Source organism: Streptomyces sp. NPDC002867 (genome assembly GCF_053591895.1).
Map to the genome: position 1 here is coordinate 1 of NZ_JBSFUR010000027.1, position 17,019 is coordinate 17,019.

Annotated in this window: 9 protein-coding genes; 5 read left to right on the forward strand and 4 right to left on the reverse strand. The window is 66.9% G+C overall.

From position 1 onward, the window contains the following. The first annotated feature begins 1,044 nt into the window (after window positions 1–1,044). The 3 genes from ACWD0A_RS23660 (at window position 1,045) to ACWD0A_RS23670 (ending at window position 3,551) form a co-directional block, all read left to right on the forward strand. Entirely contained in the window at window positions 1,045–1,539 is a 495-nt protein-coding gene (locus ACWD0A_RS23660; protein WP_451301092.1) for a hypothetical protein, read from the forward strand. Between the two features lie 247 nt (window positions 1,540–1,786). Next, window positions 1,787–2,395, forward strand: a complete 609-nt coding sequence (locus ACWD0A_RS23665) for a hypothetical protein (protein WP_451301094.1) — start codon at window positions 1,787–1,789, stop codon at window positions 2,393–2,395. A 67-nt stretch (window positions 2,396–2,462) separates the two neighbouring features. Next, window positions 2,463–3,551 carry a helix-turn-helix domain-containing protein gene (locus tag ACWD0A_RS23670; RefSeq protein ID WP_451301096.1) on the forward strand — a complete coding sequence of 363 codons (1,089 nt, stop codon included), beginning with the start codon at window positions 2,463–2,465 and terminating at the stop codon, window positions 3,549–3,551. A gap of 7 nt (window positions 3,552–3,558) precedes the next feature. Here the strand turns inward: ACWD0A_RS23670 and ACWD0A_RS23675 are convergent, their stop codons facing one another. Continuing rightward, entirely contained in the window at window positions 3,559–8,217 is a 4,659-nt protein-coding gene (locus ACWD0A_RS23675; RefSeq protein WP_451301098.1) for a sacsin N-terminal ATP-binding-like domain-containing protein, read from the reverse strand. Window positions 8,218–8,381: 164 nt separating this feature from the next. Further along, window positions 8,382–11,609, reverse strand: a complete 3,228-nt coding sequence (locus ACWD0A_RS23680; RefSeq protein WP_451301100.1) for an N-6 DNA methylase — start codon at window positions 11,607–11,609, stop codon at window positions 8,382–8,384. 302 nt (window positions 11,610–11,911) lie between these two features. On the opposite strand from ACWD0A_RS23680, the gene ACWD0A_RS23685 reads away from it, so the two are divergent. Next, entirely contained in the window at window positions 11,912–13,576 is a 1,665-nt protein-coding gene (locus ACWD0A_RS23685) for an RNAseH domain-containing protein (RefSeq protein ID WP_451301102.1), read from the forward strand. 160 nt (window positions 13,577–13,736) lie between these two features. Here ACWD0A_RS23685 and ACWD0A_RS23690 read toward each other — a convergent pair whose 3' ends face one another. Next, a complete protein-coding gene (locus ACWD0A_RS23690; RefSeq protein ID WP_451301104.1) occupies window positions 13,737–14,162 on the reverse strand; it encodes a restriction endonuclease in 426 nt (141 codons plus the stop codon). 820 nt (window positions 14,163–14,982) lie between these two features. Here ACWD0A_RS23690 and ACWD0A_RS23695 point away from each other — a divergent pair. After that, on the forward strand, window positions 14,983–15,642 hold the full coding sequence (locus tag ACWD0A_RS23695) for an HAD family hydrolase (protein ID WP_451301106.1): 660 nt from the start codon (window positions 14,983–14,985) through the stop codon (window positions 15,640–15,642). Here the strand turns inward: ACWD0A_RS23695 and ACWD0A_RS23700 are convergent. Further along, complete coding sequence (locus ACWD0A_RS23700) at window positions 15,623–16,897, reverse strand: tetratricopeptide repeat protein (protein ID WP_451301108.1); 1,275 nt, start codon at window positions 16,895–16,897, stop codon at window positions 15,623–15,625. The two genes, ACWD0A_RS23695 and ACWD0A_RS23700, sit on opposite strands and share 20 nt — an antisense overlap. Between the last annotated feature and the right edge of the window lie 122 nt (window positions 16,898–17,019).

Here is a 17,019-nt window from a genome sequence, read left to right on the forward strand (position 1 = left end):
CCAGAAAGGGCGCTTCGTGGCCGATTCCGGCAACCCCAACGAGAACCTTCCGTCCCGCGCCGGGTCGTGGTCCCGGGGTGCCCAGGCGATCGACACCACGCGTTAGAGGATGGCGCGGCGTCATGCCTGGCGGCATGACGGGGTGTTGGTGGGGGCTGGCCCCCTGACGGGGGCCATGAGGGGTAGGAACGGTTGGGCCTGGCGGCCCAACGTGGTTGTCTTCGACTCCGGCCTGGCGGCCGGAGGTTGGTGGTGTGTCATGCCTGGCGGCATGACGGGGTGTTGGGGTTACGTTCCGGTCCCTGGCGGGACCGGGTTTGTGTGGGCGCCTGCCGGCGCCTTGATGTCATATAGGTTTGTTGGGCAGTGATTTGATTTGGTGTCGTCCCCTCCCCTGGCGGTGAGGGTTAGGTGGGCTGGCGCGCAGTGGGTGTGGCTGCCCCGGGGTTCGGGGTTGGGTAGCTGCGCGGTCGATCGGGTGCGATCCCGTCGAAGGAGCCTGCCCGGGTACAGCTGGGTGCGGAGCTCGTGGAGATGGATCCTGAGGAGATGTCTCCGCGGGCGTGGAAGTCTGGGACGAGATCTCCAGGCTCATTCCTTGAGCCGAAGGCGGCCGGTGACATTGTCGTGCTGCAACAGCGAGTGCACGCTTTTCTGCAGGGGCTGGCGCCCCTGACCGGGTGTCTCGCCCGCGCAAGCCGGGCTCCAAGTGCTGCGAGGTGGGTAGCGGGGTTCTGTCGGTGATGCCAGCGTCCTGGCTGCCCGTCTGGGTGCTTTGGTGTCGCCGGAAGAGAGGGGCTCGGCTGTTGGCGGGGTATCGAGGGCTGCCTGGCTCCCTGGGGGTGGGGGGCACCGCTGTGCCGGGGGCGGGATCCGGTCAAGTTACGGTGAGCCATAGTGAGATTCAGTGAGACACCGTGGGATCTGGTGAACACTCACGGACAACCACGGACTCTGGCGGACGATGGCCGGGTGTGGCCGAGGGTAACGGGCCTGGGAGCGGTCGCCGTTTCAGCAGAGTCTGGGTGCGTCACACTCCCCCGTATGCCGAGCTTTCAGATCAGGAAGGCAATCGGTGACGCCCACGAACTGCGCGTCACCCAGCAGCTCACTCTCCGCGGGTGGCATGTCAGTCCCTGGGGGCAGGGAGTCATGGGCGAGCCTATTCGGCGCGCCCTGCACGGCACTGGCAGCTGTCTGCGCTGGACTCCCGACCTCATCGCGGCATGCGGCCGGCAGATCGTCCTGATCGACTGCAAGAGCCGTATGACCAGCCGGGCCAGCCGGAGGCATGCCATCGAGCGGGCCGCCGTCATGGCCCACCTCCAGCTCGTCGCCTGGACACAGCTCCCGATCTACTACGTCTTCGACAACCTCGACCTCCTCACCCCCTGCGACGCTCTCACCCTCGGACACCAAGGGCCGCGGAGCGCCGTCGGATCGGGAACCCTGTACGTACTGGTGCCGGCTGCCAGATCTCTGCACTTCGACGACGTCTTCGGCGTCCCCGACCACAGCGGCATGCCATCCGTGGCGTAGCCGGAAGTAGGTCTCGGGGCCTTGTCGGAGGCTCCCGCTTCGTCTCCGGTTGATGCGAAGTGCTCAGAGAACGGACCGGGGTGACGGTGGGACAGCTCAGCGCATCTTATAAAGGCGGGACCTCATTTGCGGTAGAGTCTTTATAAGTTGATGCCGACTCTCGGAGGTCCCCTTGGCCCTGTCCCTCGTAACGCCGTCCCCCGAACCCGATGATGTGCGGGCTCAGTTGGGGGGCGTGGGGACCAGGTTGGAGTTCCTGCACGACGTACTGCGTGCGGGTGAGGCGGCAAGACGAATCGCCGTCCCTAACGATCCGACGGGAACGGCGGGTCGACGGGCCTACGAGGCGCATGTGCGGACCCTTCGCGAGCTGCACATCAAGCACGAGAAATGGGCGCGGCTCGTGCACGGCCGCCTGGAGCTGGTCTGCAACGCCGACCGGTCGATCGCGATCGGCGTGATGGTCGGCGACGCGGCCACCGGACAGGCGAGCCTGTTCCCGAAGAACGCCCGCCGCCGCGGCCGCGCCACGGAGCAGATCACGCGCGCTAATGCGGGCGAGGGAGCTACGCATGTTCAGACGGCTCTGTTCGTGGCCGGCGCTGGGCCCAATGGTGTGGCGCTGAGCGAAGAAGAGACCTTCGCGCTGAAGACCTGGTTCCTGCTCTCCTACCGCACGAAGACCGGGGACGCGGTGCGGATCGACTGCGAGCTGTCTCAGCCTAAGAGGTTCGAAGATGGCTTCGTGGTCGAATGGGGAAGGCGGATTCCGCTCCCTGCGCTCACGATGGACGGAATCGAACCTCTGAACGATGATGGGCCTGAAGAGATCGACATCCCCGTCGATTTCCGCTGAGGCCCGATGGTGGGGCGGCGGACTCCGTCGCCCCACCGTGCACCACAAATAACTGAGGCAGCCCCACATGGTGACCCCGTCGCGTATCACACTGGCCCGCAAGCGCAGGGGCCTGACCCTCTCCGAACTGTCGGACCGGGCCGGGGTATCGCTGCAGAGCCTGTCCAACTACGAGACAGGCCGCACTGCTCCGCGTCCCGACACCGTGGACAAGATCGCTTCTGCGCTGGACTTTCCCGCCACCTTTTTCGAGGGCCCGGCGCTGGATGAGCTCCCCCCCGAAGGGATCTCCTGGCGGGCACGCAGCAAGACCTCGTCACGGATACTGGATGCCGCCCGGGCAGCGGGAACGCTCGGCGCAATGCTCTACGACTGGATCGACGAAAGGTTCCGTCTCCCGGCCGTGGACGTCCCCTCGCTGGGCAAACCCGACCCTGAGACGGCCGCCGGTATGGTCCGCACCCGCTGGGGACTGGGCGAGGCGCCGGCACCCAACATGGTCCACCTTCTGGAGGCCCACGGGGTGCGTGTGTTCTCACTGGACCCCGACCACGCCGAGGTCGACGCGTTCGCGGTGTGGCGTGACGGCGTGCCCTTCGTTTTCCTCAACACGCTCAAGTCGGCCGAACGAGGGCGCTTTGATGCGGCCCACGAACTCGGGCATCTCGTGATGCACGGCAGCGAGCACGCCTGCTCAGGTCCCGAGGCCGAAAGGCAGGCAAATGACTTCGCGTCCGCGTTCCTGATGCCCAGGGCGAGCGTCCTGGGCCACATGCCCTCGGGGGCGCATGTTGACCAGATCATCCGCGGGAAGCGGATCTGGAACGTCTCCGCCATGGCCTTGACCTACCGCATGCACGATCTGGGTTTGCTCACCGACTGGCAGTACCGCTCGACATGCGCGGAACTGAGCCGTCTGGGGTACCGGTCCGACGAGCCCGAGGGCATGGGGCAGCGAGAAACGTCGCAGGTGTTGACGAAGGTCTTCACCGCGCTGCGTACGAAGCACGTCAGGCCTTCAGGCGTCGCGGCGGAGCTGGGACTGACCGGTGAGGAGATGAACCGACTCTTGTTCGGGCTCACCCTCACCACCTTCACTGGTGGTGGCCGACAGGACACTTCTGCTCTCAAACGGAGCCTGTCCGTGGTCCCCTGACCAGGCCTCAGTCCGCATGTTCGAAGGAGATCGTCAGACTTCGGCACTCCCGGACGCCGGCGAGGGTGACGGTTCCGCTGGGGCGGGCCGTCAGCTGCCGCAGCGGGTCCAGGATGATCCGTACGGTCGGCGGCGTGTCCGTCCCACGCTGCAGGCCCGACACCACGACGAGAAAGAAGTCCTGCTGGGAGGCTGCCCGCTCGTACTCGTGGGGGGTCAGGGAGAGGGAATCCTCCTCCGCTCCCAGGAAAGACTTCACCTCGTAGAAGCGGCTCAACTCGTCAACGGCGTCCGCCCCGACGCCGCGCTGGGCCCGCAGGTCCCGCAACTCCTCGGAGTCCCGTGCCAGGGCCGCCCGTACGAGGTCGAGAGCGACGGCCTCCTGCTCCAGCGGGGTGAAGCTCTTCACACCGCTCCGCTGTCGGGGTACTGCCGGACTCGGGCTCGGACGGGACAGCACGGGCCGGCTCGGGCCAGGGGTGGCGGCTCCGGATCGTGACTGTTGCTTCCGTGAGGTCTCTGCGGGGGCCGTGAGTACCGGGCGCAGCTCAGTGGGATCGACGAGCCGTCGCTTCTCGATCGCTGTGGGTGCCGGGGCAGGCAAGCGATCTTGGGGCTTGACCAGGCGTGCTGATCTGCTCTTACTGGCCGCGCTGCTCCGTTCCATGGTGTGGCGCGCGAGGGTCTCCTCGCGGAAGGCGGCCAGCCGTTGCTCCGCTTCCGCGTCGGCGGCCTCGTTGAGGGCGCTGATGCGGTCCTCTGCCCGGGTGATGTCGATCGCGGTCAGACCGGCCTCGGCTCGTTGCCAGGCTGCGACCCATGCGTGCGCCACTTCACGTCGTCGGGCGCGGAAGCGGCCTGCGAGAGTCCGGCCGACGTGGGAGAAACGTGCGAGCGCCGAGGTGGACCGGACGTACAGGATGCCCTCCGCCCGGTCGATCGCGGTCTCGACGGGGACGTGCATCAGGTCGGCACACCCGGACGGCGTGACCGCGCACATCAGTCCGGGCTCGACGCAGACGACGAGATCGGACAGCTCGTCCCAGGTGCAGGAGAGTTCGCGGGCGGTACTGGGATCGTTGCGTTGGAGGTCCTCGCGAAGGTGGGCTACGGCCGCGGCGAATCGGGCCGTGGCGTGCCGGTCGGGTTTCGGGGTCCCGGGCGGGTACGGGGCGGTGTCGTCTGGGCCGAGAACGGTGATGCCGAGCCGGTCGACGAGTCTGGGGAAGTGCTCCAGCTCCGCCCCGGGGTGCCACACTGCGGCTTCGCTTCCGCCCGCAGCGAGCGCGCCAGCGATCTCGGTGGCGATGGCCTCGTCCGCCGTGGCGTAGACGGGGCGATGGCTTGTCCATCCTCGGCTCGTCCACAGCGGCAGCTGCCGAAGCCTCTTTCCCTTCAGGGCCTCGGGATCGGCGGCCGCCAGGCCCTCGAGGAACTGCAGGCTCTGGAGCAGTACCGTCTGGGCCTCCGCGTCCGGTTCTTTCTGCCGGGCTTTCGAGGTGGACGGCGCAAGCTCCCGGATGACGGCGATCGCATCGTCCGTGCCGGGCTCAGGCACTCCCAGCATCTGCCACAGTGCATCCCCGTCGGCGACGTGGGGTGCGAAGGCACGGAACCGGCCGAACAGCGGCTTGCCGCGCAGGCACGTGGCCGGTGTCCGCCAGCCCGCGTCGGTGAGGACGAGGCCGTCGCCTTGGGCAAAGGCACGCAGAAGGTCGTCGCGGGACAGTTCGCCGGCGGGGGCACGGGAGGGAACCGTCTTGGCGGCGAGGGCGCGGTAGAGCAGCAGGGCACCGGACTCGTCGCGGTTTGCGCCTTCTTGTTCAGCCTGCCGCAGCCGCCGCAGCCGGTCCACGATGTCGGCGGTGGTGGGTTCGCCGCCGACGCCGAGGGCCTTGAGCACGTCTTCACGGCGCCCGACGGCGGCCTGGATCTGCGGGTGCAGCAGTCCGTCCGCGTCCGCGCCGTACACCACCGCGGTCGCCTCGGTCTTCCGACGCAAGACCGAGGGCGCCCTGGGGGTCCCGCTCTCGTTGTCGAGCCACGGGATCTCCTTCAGGCGCCAGAGCCAGAACCCGGGGACTTTGCCCACCGGGTTCCAGGAACGGTAGGCGATGGCGGCCGTGACCTCCGCGTGGTCCGCGTACCGCGTGGTCCAGGCCCTGCCGAGCACATGGATGAGTGCGATGGCCCGTTGACGTCGCAGCGCTCCGTCCGCCTCGTCGGCGATCGCGCGCGCCACGGTGTCGAGGTCGGGCGTTTCGCGGTCGTTCAGGGTGTACTCGGCACCGCGCGCGGTCATCTGGGCCACCCGGCTTTCCGGTGAGCCCGGCGCGTGGACGGGCACCTCCCGGCGGTTGAGCCGCTCCTTACGGTGGCGGTGGTGCTGGATCCGGGGCGCCGACTCTGCACCCAGCAGCCGCAGGAAACTCAAGGGGCTCATCCCTGAGCCGGTTCCGCGCAGGACGTCGTTGTAGCGGGGGCGCAGCCACGTGAGGCCCGGGGTGCTGCCGGCGGCGTGGGCGAAGCTCTCGGCGCGGTCGATACGGTCGAGGGTCGGAGGCAGATACGACTCCGCAACAGCCGCCCACCCGTCACGCCGGCCTCCGTCACGCGCATACTGGCGGACCTGGAGCGCGACGGCCTGGCCCACGTCGCCCCCGAGCCGGGCTCGGTCGCGGTCGTCGAGCCGGGCGAAGGCCTCCTTGAGATCGCGCAGTTGACCGTCGGTGAGCTGCAGTGCTGGGCCGGCGGTCCGGGCTCTGCCATGGTTCGCCAGACGCCGCAGCGCGGTGAGCTCGTCTCCGTCCGTCAGCAGGGCGTTGTGCTCGACCAGCCACTCTCGTACGCGGGCGGCGGAAGGGGAGTCGGCGAGGAAGGCCGGGTGCAGGACATGGGCGAAACCGAGGCTTTCCGCCAGGCTGCCCGGACGGTCGGCGAAGATCCGCAGTTCCCCGCTTCCGGGCGGCCGGTGCCGGGTACCGGTCTCGTCCGCCAGCCAGGCGAAGCCGAACAGGCGGAAGTCCCAGCCGGATGCCAGGCCCACAGCGGCCAGCTCGATGGCGTCCTCTAGCGAGCGGTTCTCGTGCCCCAGGAGCTCGAGGGCGTCGTACGCGTCGACCGGGTGCGGCTTGGCGGCGCCGTGGTCCGCCCAGTCCTCCAGGACCTCCCGGTAGCGGCCTGCCCAGTCCCGCGCCGCGTACGGGAGGGCCGGGCAATCGGCCAGCTGCTCGATCTCCGTCTCAGTCAGGAGACCGGTGAGTTCGGCGGTCTCGACGGCCAGGTCCTCCAGCGCCTGGGGCCCCCGGCCGGGAACGTCGATCCGCAGCCGCGCAGCGATCTGCAGACGGGAGCGCTCAAGCAGCGCCGCCTCCAGCGCGCCAGCGGCACCGGTGCGTTGGTGCCGACTCGACTGTTGAGGCAGGGGCAGCATCGACCAGGACGCCGCCGGGTCGAGCCGGAAATACTCAGTGACCGCAGCCGCCCACAGGTCGGCCAGGCACGGCACGAGCGCCTTGTTCCAGGCCGTTTCCCTGAGTCCCTGCCGGCTCGGAGTGGGGTCGAATGCGGCATGGACACGCACGGGCAGAGAGAGTGGAGTCACAGGGAGCCGGACATGGACGTGGCCGGGCCTGTCCTCCTCGGATTGCGATGAGAGGGCGACAGCCAGGGGTGTGGAGTCGCCGACGGCCTTCGCCTCGGGTTCGAGGCCCGGCGGAGGCGTCACGGCGGCGTGGCAGACCCGCCAGCACCGGCCGTCAGGATCACGCACGTGCGCCACATCCACCGCCACGCTCTGCCCGCCGACTTCGGCGGTAAAGCCTTCGGCGGCCGTTCTCCGCAGCGAGAGTCGCTGCAAGGTTCGGCCTTGGCCGTCGAGATGGACCACCGCGGCAACATGGCGGAGGAAGAGCAGCGCCTCATGCCCCCAGGAGGCCAGCCAGTCGTCCACGTCAGTTGCCGTGAGCGGCTCCTCGGTGAGCGGAACACGGAAGACCGTCCAGCCGTCGCCGCCGAACTCGGGGGGCAGAACCCGCACCGGGGCCAGACCCACACCTGACTCGCCGATCCGCAAACGGTAGTGGCCGCTGTACACCTCGATCGTGGGCGAGAAGCAGAAGAGCGTCATGAGGCCGATCCCGAACCGCCCGGTGGCTTCCTCGTCCTCGGCTTTGCTCGTCACCCATGGCATCGACAGGGGGAGGACGTCTGTGAGGAAGACCGGTCTGCCGTTGTGGGCCAGCAGCAGGGTCTTCTTGCAGACCTGGATCCGTACCTCGGTCGCTCCGAGGTCCTCCGCGTTCTGCACGACTTCTGAGAGTCCTTGCAGACGATCGGTGGACATCCGCTTGGCACCGCGCCGGGCCCCGATCACCGAGTCCTGCATCACACCGGCGTCTGCGGCCAGTTCCGCAAATCGTTCGACGGCAGCACTGGCTGCTTCCGGGGTCGGCGGTTCGGGCACGATTTGCCCCGGCGCGCACGTCTTCTTGAACAGCTGCTCCGCCCAATTGGCGGCCTCCTGCTCCTCGGCTGTCCGCACTGCCATGACTCCCCCGCCCGCTGTTAAGCCCGACTCGGCGATGATCCTCTTTCTTCGGACCGACACTTGGGCGTCGCGAAGCCGGCCGGGAAGGTGCCCGCGGTATGAAGGCGCCGCGGTCATCGGGCTGCTTCGGCCGCCCGCACTACGGCGTTCGAACCGATCCGACGAACACCTGGCCTGTCCACCTGCCGCAGCAGCAGTTTGGCCAGTTGAACCTACCGAAGGCCCCGGTCCGCTCCCCTAAAGTGGCCCACACGATCGAGGAGTCCACCCTTTGTCGCCGCTCATATGGCGGCGTACGGGATCTCCATCCAGTGTTCCTCCAAACTACGCAGGGTCAGCTTGTCGTCACGGATCTCATCAATCAGGAACAGCTCCCGAGCGTTGCACACAGTGCAAAGACTCACCGACGCCAGTGGCCATAGCCCGAGGGGGGCTGCGCCGTGGGCGTGGACGATGTAGATGCGGTCGGGCTTGACTGGAAGCGGGCTGAACCGCTCGAAGGGCTCCCACCCAGGGTGGCTGCCTGTCAGGCGCAGGCCCACCAGTCTGTACTCCGATTCGTCCAAGTACTCACAGCGCTCTACCCAGTCCCAGTGGATGCGGGAGAGCCAGTTGACAGAAGTCAGGGCAGACACGAGCTGGGGTTCCAGTTGAGTGATCTCTCCGTCGATCTCATGGCTCGCACGGATGCCGTGGGCGTGGTGGGTGTCGTTGCGAAGGTCCTTGATCTTTTCCAGGAGGGGGTAGGTCTGTTCGAGGACACCAGTCAACTCCCGCACGCCGGGAGAGGTGAGGTCGGCCATCAGATTGTTCACGAGCCACAGCCACGTGCCGAAGGTCGCGCCGCGGCTGAACTGCTGCCGTAGTTTCCTGGTGAATCCGTCTAGAGCAATCTTCTCTGCAAGGGTCAGGACACCCAGTACCCGGGCGATTCCCTCCCCCATTTTGAGCAGTCCGTCCTTCTTCTCTGATGCGTGGGTGCTGGTCCGGTATCGGCGAGCTAGCGCTGCCACGTGAAAGGGGTAGCTCGACTCCGCCCGCCATACAGGGTCTTCCAGAGGGGAAACGAGTGTGTCGATCAGTTGGGCTTTGGATGCGGCGGCACGCAGGTCTTCCCGCAGTTTGCCAGGATCGGTCTCCTTACTGGCGAAGACGTTCGGCAAAAGACTCGAGGTGGCCTTCTTCAGGGCTTGGCGACTAGAGTCGACGGCCTCGATGAGACGGTCGTTTTCTTCATTCGGGACGAAGTCGGCCGGGACCTGCCAGTCCATCAGGCGTGGGCCGCTGGTGTATGGCTCGGCCTCTTCGCGTGAGTTCAACCATTCGCACAGCGTGTGACCACTGCCGTGCAGCGGGTGGAGGACGTGCAGGGAGGTGACTGCTTCGCCGAACCCCGGTGGAAGCAGTCGCCAGTTCCCTGGGCGTCCCACGAGATCACCGCCCGCGCATGGGGTCAGGCTGGGCCCGGAAGCAGGAGCTTCGGGCAGTTCAACGGCCGTATCGACGAGCCGCAAGTCTTGTGCCCGCAAGTGGAATGGCCGGTCTTGGCCGATGGCGTCATCGCCGACTGGGGGGATCTTGGATGTTTCCAGGCGGGCGAGCTTCCACAGCGGTTCGAACGGCCCTTGCAGTTGTTCGGTGGAGAAGAATCGTTGGAAAGAGATCTCGTACCCGTAGCTGGTTTTAGCGTGATCGATCCAGAATGCTGAATCCTCCGGCAGCGCCTGCTCCACGTACTCCTGGGGGTCCTCACCGAAGGGAACTTTGAGGACCCGGCGGAGCGTCGGGTCCGGCTCCGGAGCGCCATTGAGTTTCTGGACTTCGCCCTGGGGGTCTCGCACGCCCAGTGCATCCCTCAAGGCCCGCTGGAATACCGCGCTGGCTGGCCAGGTGTGGCCCTGCCTGGCCAGCGCAGCCTTGACGGCCTTGACGGCAGCTGACTTACCCGGCCACCCCTCACCTGACATTGGGCGCAGGGCGGTGAGCAAGTGCTCTAGAGCGCCGGACTTCTGTATGGCCTTGGACTCGGCGAGGTGGGTCAGTGTCTCGTCGGAGATTTCGAAGCGCAGCTGCAGTGGTTGCTCAACGGCGATTTGCTGGTAACCGAGCTGGTCAGTGCGTACCACCCTGAACGTGCCGCGTTCCGGATGCCGGCCGTCGACAGCGGCGGCCATGGCTTGCGTGTACGCAGCGGTGATGGCTTCGGCTTGAGCGGATGTGATGTATCTACGTTTCGTCCCGAGAGGCCTGCGCATCTGCTGCTGGCGTTCTTGCGCGTCGAGCAGGATGACTGTGCCGCGCAGTTCCCTGGGTTTGCGGTTACTCAAGATCCAGACGTAGGTCGGGATGGAAGTGTGGGGCAAGACCTGTGTGGGCAGGGCGATGACCGCCTCAAGCCAGTCGTTCTCAATGATCCAGCGGCGGATTTCGGACTCGCCTGATCCTGCTGCGCCCGCGAACATGGGCGCGGCGCTGAACAGGACCGCCAGTCGGCTGCCCTCGGTCCCTGCGTTCGCCGGCTTCATCTTCGAGAGCATGTGCTGGAGAAACAGGAGCGCACCGTCGTTAACGCGCGGCAGTCCGGCGCCGAACCGGCCGTTGTAGCCTAGCTCGTGATGCTCGGTGAGGACGGTTTGCCGTACCCGCTTCCACTCCATGCCGAATGGCGGGGCAGCCACGATGTAGTCGAAGTGAGCATGCTGATGGCTATCGTCCGTGAGGACGTTGCCGAGTGTGATGGTGTCGGTCCCCCCGCCTCGCATCATCATTCTCGACTGGCATATCGCCCACGTGTGACTGTTCAGCTCCTGCCCGTACAACGCGACGCTGGTGTTCGGGCCATGAACGGATATCTGCTCAGCTGCTCTGCTGAGGAGGCCGCCAGTGCCACAGGTCGGGTCTAGGACGCGGACCTCGTCGTGCTGCTGGCTGAGTCGGTCCGCGTCAGGTGCGATCAGCAGCCGGGCCATCAGACCAGCCACATCTTGGGGGGTGGAGAACTCACCTACAGTCTTGCCTGCTTGCTCAACGAAGAGACGGACCAGTTCGTCGAAGGTGGCGCCCATCTGCTGGTCGGATACCTGCACGGGGCGTAGGTCGAGGTCGGCGAACCTCCGGGTGACCATGTTCAGGAGGTCTGCCTCGTGCAGACGTCTTACCTCCCGTTCAAACCCATAGCTCTCCAGTACTTTCCTGACTGGATCGGGGAAGGCGCCCACGTAGGCCAGCAGTGCGGACGTGGCGGAAGTGACGTTGCCGTCTGCGATCTGGCGGAGCGTGAGGGCACTTGTGGTGGGCAGTTGCAGCACATTGTGCGACACCTCGGCAATGGTCCCGCCGTCGTCCGCTGCATCTGCGGCATGCCTTCGTGCCGCCTCGGCCACACACTCAAGGCGCCGAATCACCGTGAAGGGGAGGATCACGCTGCTGTAGCCCGCAGTGTCGTAGTTGCCGCGCAGCAAGTCGGCCACGGACCAGATCAGCTCGGCTGGATGCTGTCCGTCACTCATCAAGGCTCGGCCCCTTCTTGTCATACGACGGAAAAGGGATCATCTCACTTTCATTGCGGGGCAGGGGCTTGCTCAACTCCATTCGTTCTGGGCGGCGCTGTCAGACACTGCGTGTAGGTTCCGAGACGTTGGCCCGTCTGAAACTGCCCCGAATACCACTGGTGGGGCATGGGGGGACTGAGCTGTGTCATCTAGTGAACGTGTTGCTGCTCGGAAGATCATCTCTGCTGCTCTTCGGGCTGGAGCGGCGTGGATCAACAGGGCTGAAGAGCCTCGTGCATGGCGGGAGTTGTCCCGTATGCATGGGGGTGATCCTGGCGAATCTGCCTGTCGGGGCCGGTCCTGCGACGCCTGCCGAGATGATCGACTTCCTGCCGGTGCGGCTGCGGGAATGGGTGCCTTTGGAGTGGGATGAGCTGCCTTCGGAGATGGGTGATCTGGTCGTCCTGGCGGACGTGCCGGCCGGCAAGGTGGCGCGCGCCATGGAGAACGCCGACCTGGACACCCTGCGCACCGTCGTACTGTACAAGTCGGTGGAGTGGCGCAGGCGGGTGATGGGGCAGTTGGCCCGAGACTACGCTCTGCCGACTCTGGCCGATCTGCCCGATGAGCAGCCAGTTGTCCTTGCGCCCGGGTATGAGCTCTTGGCAGTGCGGCTGCCTGAACTCGTCCGCCACGGAAGCCACGACCGGAGCCTGATCCTGAACACTCTGCCCTGGTTCAAGCCCGGTGCCTGGCGGGCGCTGGTCACCGCGTTGTGCGAGACCCGCTTCCTCACCGACCAGGAGAAGGACACTGGGGTGACGGACGCCAAGCACGCGCTCAAAGTGCTCTTCGCCGAGCGCGGCACCCCTTCGCAGTTCATCACCATGGACTCCGATCCCGGTGACCCCTACCGGCTGAACATGCGCGATCAGATCGAGCGGGCGAAGGCCCGCAAGGCAGGACTGCCTGAGCCGCCAGTCGCCTACAAGGACGACAATGCCGTGCAGATCGCTCTCGGCAGCCTGCAGTCCGACTCCGGCATCATCGACAACCGCCTGGCCGCCACGGCCTTCCACCGCAATGCCAAGGACACTGCCCTTGACCGGGAGGCCGTGGCCGTGAGCCTGTGGACCCGCTACCACCGCTTCGAGGAGCGACCGAGCCGCCCCCGCAAGCCGGCCGTGCTGGCTGTCACGCTGGTCGCAATGCGGATCACGCCCGGCGAGGACGAGTACTGGCCCACCCGCATGTACACGGACCAGGGCTGGCGTCCCCTGGCCCAGGCACGGGCCCTGCACCATGCCGGTCCCATCGGCAAGAGGGGGCATCATCTGCGCGAGGACCAGGCGGGGCCAACAAGCGTCCGCGCCTATGTGGACCAGGCGCTGGCTTCTCTCGGGCCCCGGTATCCGATCATCGTCTTCACCGAGCAGCGCGAACGGATCTGGCCTGGGTTGTGTAACGACAAGCTCGGTGATGTCTGTGTCCCCGGCCAGGGCCTGATCGCGCAGGGGTGGGATCTGGCCGTCGTCCGGGTCGGCAACGGGCAGGGGACTCCCCAGCCGTCACGGCGCACCGGCGGAGGCGGGAAGCTTCCGGCCAACCCGTTGCAGCCGGTCATGCCGGAGAAGATCCTCTACCGTCACGACCACGAGGGTGTCGTGTCATGGCTGTTTGCTGGGCAGTCGCGCCAGCATGCCGGCGGTCAGCGCACTGGCACCCAGTACACGCGCCGCACCTTGCCCGGCGGGCAACTGGCGCAGATGAGTTCTCCTTTCCATGCCATGACCCGCACCGAATACGTGGTCGCTCATCGCGGCGGCTGGCGCGAAGAGCAACTGCTTGGCCTTGCCGCGCGGGTCTCTGAACAGGCCGCCATGTGGGACGGGCGCACCAACCTCCCCGCGCCCTTGCATCTTGCGAAGAGCGCCGACGAGAAGCACCCCGGGTTTGGGGACCAGGAGGGACTGAACGATTACTAATCTTGTTGTCAAGCGCCTGCTGTGGCCGGTGGTGTCGGCCTGTAAAACCGTCCGTCACGGGGCAGTGTCCACAGGAAGTTGACGGGATGCCGGATCAGGGTGGCAGCCCCTGGGCCACTACGCCGCCTCTGAGACCGGCGTTCCTGGTCCGCCCCGTTGCCTACCCGTACGTCTTCTTCCAGCGCTCCCGGTGCTGACGGTCGCCCTGTCCCAAGCCGTTCACCGTACTCAAGGACAGCAGAGATGCCCCGCTGTTCCACAGGCCGAGGTGGTCACGATGGACGGCGATGATCTCGTTGTCCGACGCAAACCGCTCGGCCGGCGCGCTGAAGTAGGTGGTGGCCACGAAGATCGCCACATCGGCCTTGAAGTGCATCGTCGCCCCGAGCAGGTCACGGACCTCACGGCTGGGAATCTTGTTCTTGGGCGTGTAGCGCTTGCACTGGATCACCATGCTCCGGCCGTCGGGCAGGCGTCCCCGGACGTCGGCGCCGTTGTCGTGAGAGCCGCCGACCCGCCGTACATCGGTACATCCGTCCCGCCGGCACAGGTCCACGACGAAGTCCTCGAACTCCGTCCCCGTCATCGCGTCGACCTCTGCGAGGGAGAGGCTGCGGTGCCCGGCCCTCAGCGCCTCATCACGGCGCCACCGCCGATCCCCCCGCTTGATGAGGCGGTCTGTCCGCCACAGCCACCACCCGCCAGAGGCGGCCCCGCCGAGAACAAACGCAGCCACGAGGTACGGCCAGATCGCCGCCCAGAACACCACCAGCAGGACGACGGTCACTCCCCCGCCAGTGGCGCCGACCTTGAGCTGTTTCCGGCGACGCTTCCGGGCAGCTGTCGCTCGTCGTCTCCGTGTCGCTGACATGATCCTCCCCCGTTTCAGAGCAGCAGTCTCGGCAAGCCCCGCAGGCATCGGTAAGGGCACCGATCAGCCAGTGGCCGATACAAGACGGTTGACTGCAGCGACGGGTCCGGCGAGCGGGTGCCGGTCAGGAGCTTGGGGAGGCCGCCGAGCTCCGGGGTGATCAGTCACTGCAGCTCGCGTGGGGCGAACGCGTCGTGGCGAAGTGCTTCTCCACGTCGGCGATCCCCCTCAGGGACTCGATGCTCTTCATCGCCAGCACGGGCTTCACCGCACACTGACGGCCTGGTCCCCGGCACAGGGAGTCATCGGGCGCTGTCGGCATGCACAAGGACCGCTCGAAGGTGCCGCGGGCGACGTACTTCTGGGCCTGGTCATCGAGGCCGTCGAGCCATCTATGTGGCGGTCCATGACCTGTCGGTCGGTGGTACAGCCCGTTGGTCTCTGTGAACGGCCAGGGGACCCTGGGCGGGGAATGGCCGGGCGCAGTCCGAAAGGGCCGCTTCGCCGTCGTACTGGACCGTCTAACCTGCGGAGCATGATTCGTGCGGTGGTTTTTGACGTGGGTGAGTGTCTTGTTGACGAAACCCGGGAGTACGGGACGTGGGCTGACTGGCTGGGCGTGCCACGGCACACCTTCGCGGCGATGTTCGGGGCAGTCATCGCGCAGGGCCGGGACTACCGGGAGACGTTCCAGGAGTTCCGGCCCGGGTTCGACCTGACCGAGGAGCGGGAGAAGCGCGCGGCGGCCGGACAGCCGGAGTGGTTCGGCGAGGGTGACCTGTACCCGGACGTCCGGCCCACCCTGGCTGCCCTGCGTGAGGCGGGGCTGTGGGTTGGCATCGCCGGGAACCAGACCGTGCGGGCCGGCGGTCTGCTGCGGGGGCTGGACCTTCCCTCCGACATGATCGCCACCAGTGACGACTGGGGAGCGTCGAAGCCGGACGTGACGTTCTTCGAGCATGTCATCGACGCGACGCCTGCCGAGCCGGGCGAGATTCTTTACGTCGGTGACCGGCTCGACAACGACATCCGCCCGGCCGTGCAGGCAGGGCTCCTGACGGCCCTGATCCGGCGTGGGCCCTGGGGCACGATCCAGCAGCGCGACCCGGATGCGGACGCGATCACGACGATGCGCATCGACTCGCTGGCGGAGCTGCCGGAGAAAATCGCCAAGTTCAACGCTGAAGAGCGCTGACCGTCGTGCCCCAGTCGTAGAGACGCTCGTCGAGGTCCCGGACGCACTGCTCGTTCTGCCAGGCGGCGAGCGTGCGCCGGACCTCGCGGATGCGGTCCATGCCGGTGGCGTACCAGGTGACCGCCAACTGGTCGAGGGCCTGGATGGCGTAGCTGCATGCCTCCTCCGGTCTTCCGTCGGCGGCTTCGACCGCAGCGAGGTCGCCGAGGATGACGGTGCGCTGTTTGTCCGACTCGGGTGGCAGATGGTCGAGCACTTGGTGGAGCGTTTGGCGCGCTTGCGGCACGTGGCCCGCCTTCAATTGCGTGTTGCCTTTGAACGCGGATAGGCGGACAGGGCTGAACCAGTCCAGCCACTCAGGACTGGTGTGCTCGGCTCCCGTGGAGAGGGTGTCCTCGGCGCGGTGGATCAACCGCAGGGCCGTGTCAGGGTCTCCGCAGCGGGTCTCGCACTCCGCCTCGACGGCATCCAGCCACGCCCAGAACTCGGCTGATGCTTGTCCGCGGCGGGCGTAGGTCCGGGCGGCCAGCATGCGCTCGATCGCCGCCTCCCGGTCTTGTGCCCAGCCTGGGATGAAGGCCATGTGCGCGAGGATGGCTGCTCCGAGCAGCCGATCGTCCGCTTCGCCTGCCGCCTGCAGAGCCCGGAGGAGGGTCTCTGAAGCCTGCTCCGGCTGTCGCAGATCGAAGAACTCGATACGCCCGGCCAGCAGGTAGGACTCGGCCAGTGCGGCCGCGACGGTCTGGCGGGCTGGGCTCGCCGTCTCGGGGAGGAGGGCGCAGCCGAGGCGGGCGTGCTCCAAGACCGTTGGGTGCAAGACGGCAGGAGCAACGGACCAGTAGAAGTGGCGATGCGCGCGTGTGACGGCCTCGAAGTGCTTGCCGACACTCGCTGGCTGCGTTGTGCCTCCTGTTTGGGCGGGGACGGCTGCCAGCCGTGCTCTGGACAGGGAGGCGCGCGGGGTATTGCCGATCGCTGTGCTGGGCTGGGGCCGTGTGCTTCCCCAGGGAGGGGTGAATCCGAGGTCTTCCATGCTCTGCCCCAGGAGGTGGGTCAGGACTCGGTGGACATCGGGCTGCGGCCAGGGGGGTGTGGCGGACTCCCAGCGTCGGATCTGCCGGACGCCGACAGCCAGCCCTCTGATACCCAGCTTTGGCGCCGCCTTGGTGATGGCGTCGGCCAGGGCTTGCTGGGAGTTGTATCCAGCGGCCAGACGGGCGGCCTTGAGTCTGGTGTTGCCTGCGGGACGGGACATGGATCTCCTCCGGGGCGGGCTCTCATCAGAGAGTGACACGCGGTGTCCTCACAGCGGGCGCAAAATCATCCATGAGACAGCAATTAAGCCCTCTCTGGGTCCTCTTGATGACCTGTCAGGGT

Bases quoted from the DNA above. Each gene is read 5' to 3' on its own strand.
- ACWD0A_RS23660 (WP_451301092.1), top strand. From the start codon at position 1,045: ATGCCGAGCTTTCAGATCAGGAAGGCAATCGGTGACGCCCACGAACTG.
- ACWD0A_RS23670 (WP_451301096.1), top strand. From the start codon at position 2,463: ATGGTGACCCCGTCGCGTATCACACTGGCCCGCAAGCGCAGGGGCCTG.
- ACWD0A_RS23675 (WP_451301098.1), bottom strand. From the start codon at position 8,217: ATGACCGCGGCGCCTTCATACCGCGGGCACCTTCCCGGCCGGCTTCGC.
- ACWD0A_RS23680 (WP_451301100.1), bottom strand. From the start codon at position 11,609: ATGAGTGACGGACAGCATCCAGCCGAGCTGATCTGGTCCGTGGCCGAC.
- ACWD0A_RS23685 (WP_451301102.1), top strand. From the start codon at position 11,912: ATGGGGGTGATCCTGGCGAATCTGCCTGTCGGGGCCGGTCCTGCGACG.
- ACWD0A_RS23690 (WP_451301104.1), bottom strand. From the start codon at position 14,162: ATGACGGGGACGGAGTTCGAGGACTTCGTCGTGGACCTGTGCCGGCGG.
- ACWD0A_RS23695 (WP_451301106.1), top strand. From the start codon at position 14,983: ATGATTCGTGCGGTGGTTTTTGACGTGGGTGAGTGTCTTGTTGACGAA.
- ACWD0A_RS23700 (WP_451301108.1), bottom strand. From the start codon at position 16,897: ATGTCCCGTCCCGCAGGCAACACCAGACTCAAGGCCGCCCGTCTGGCC.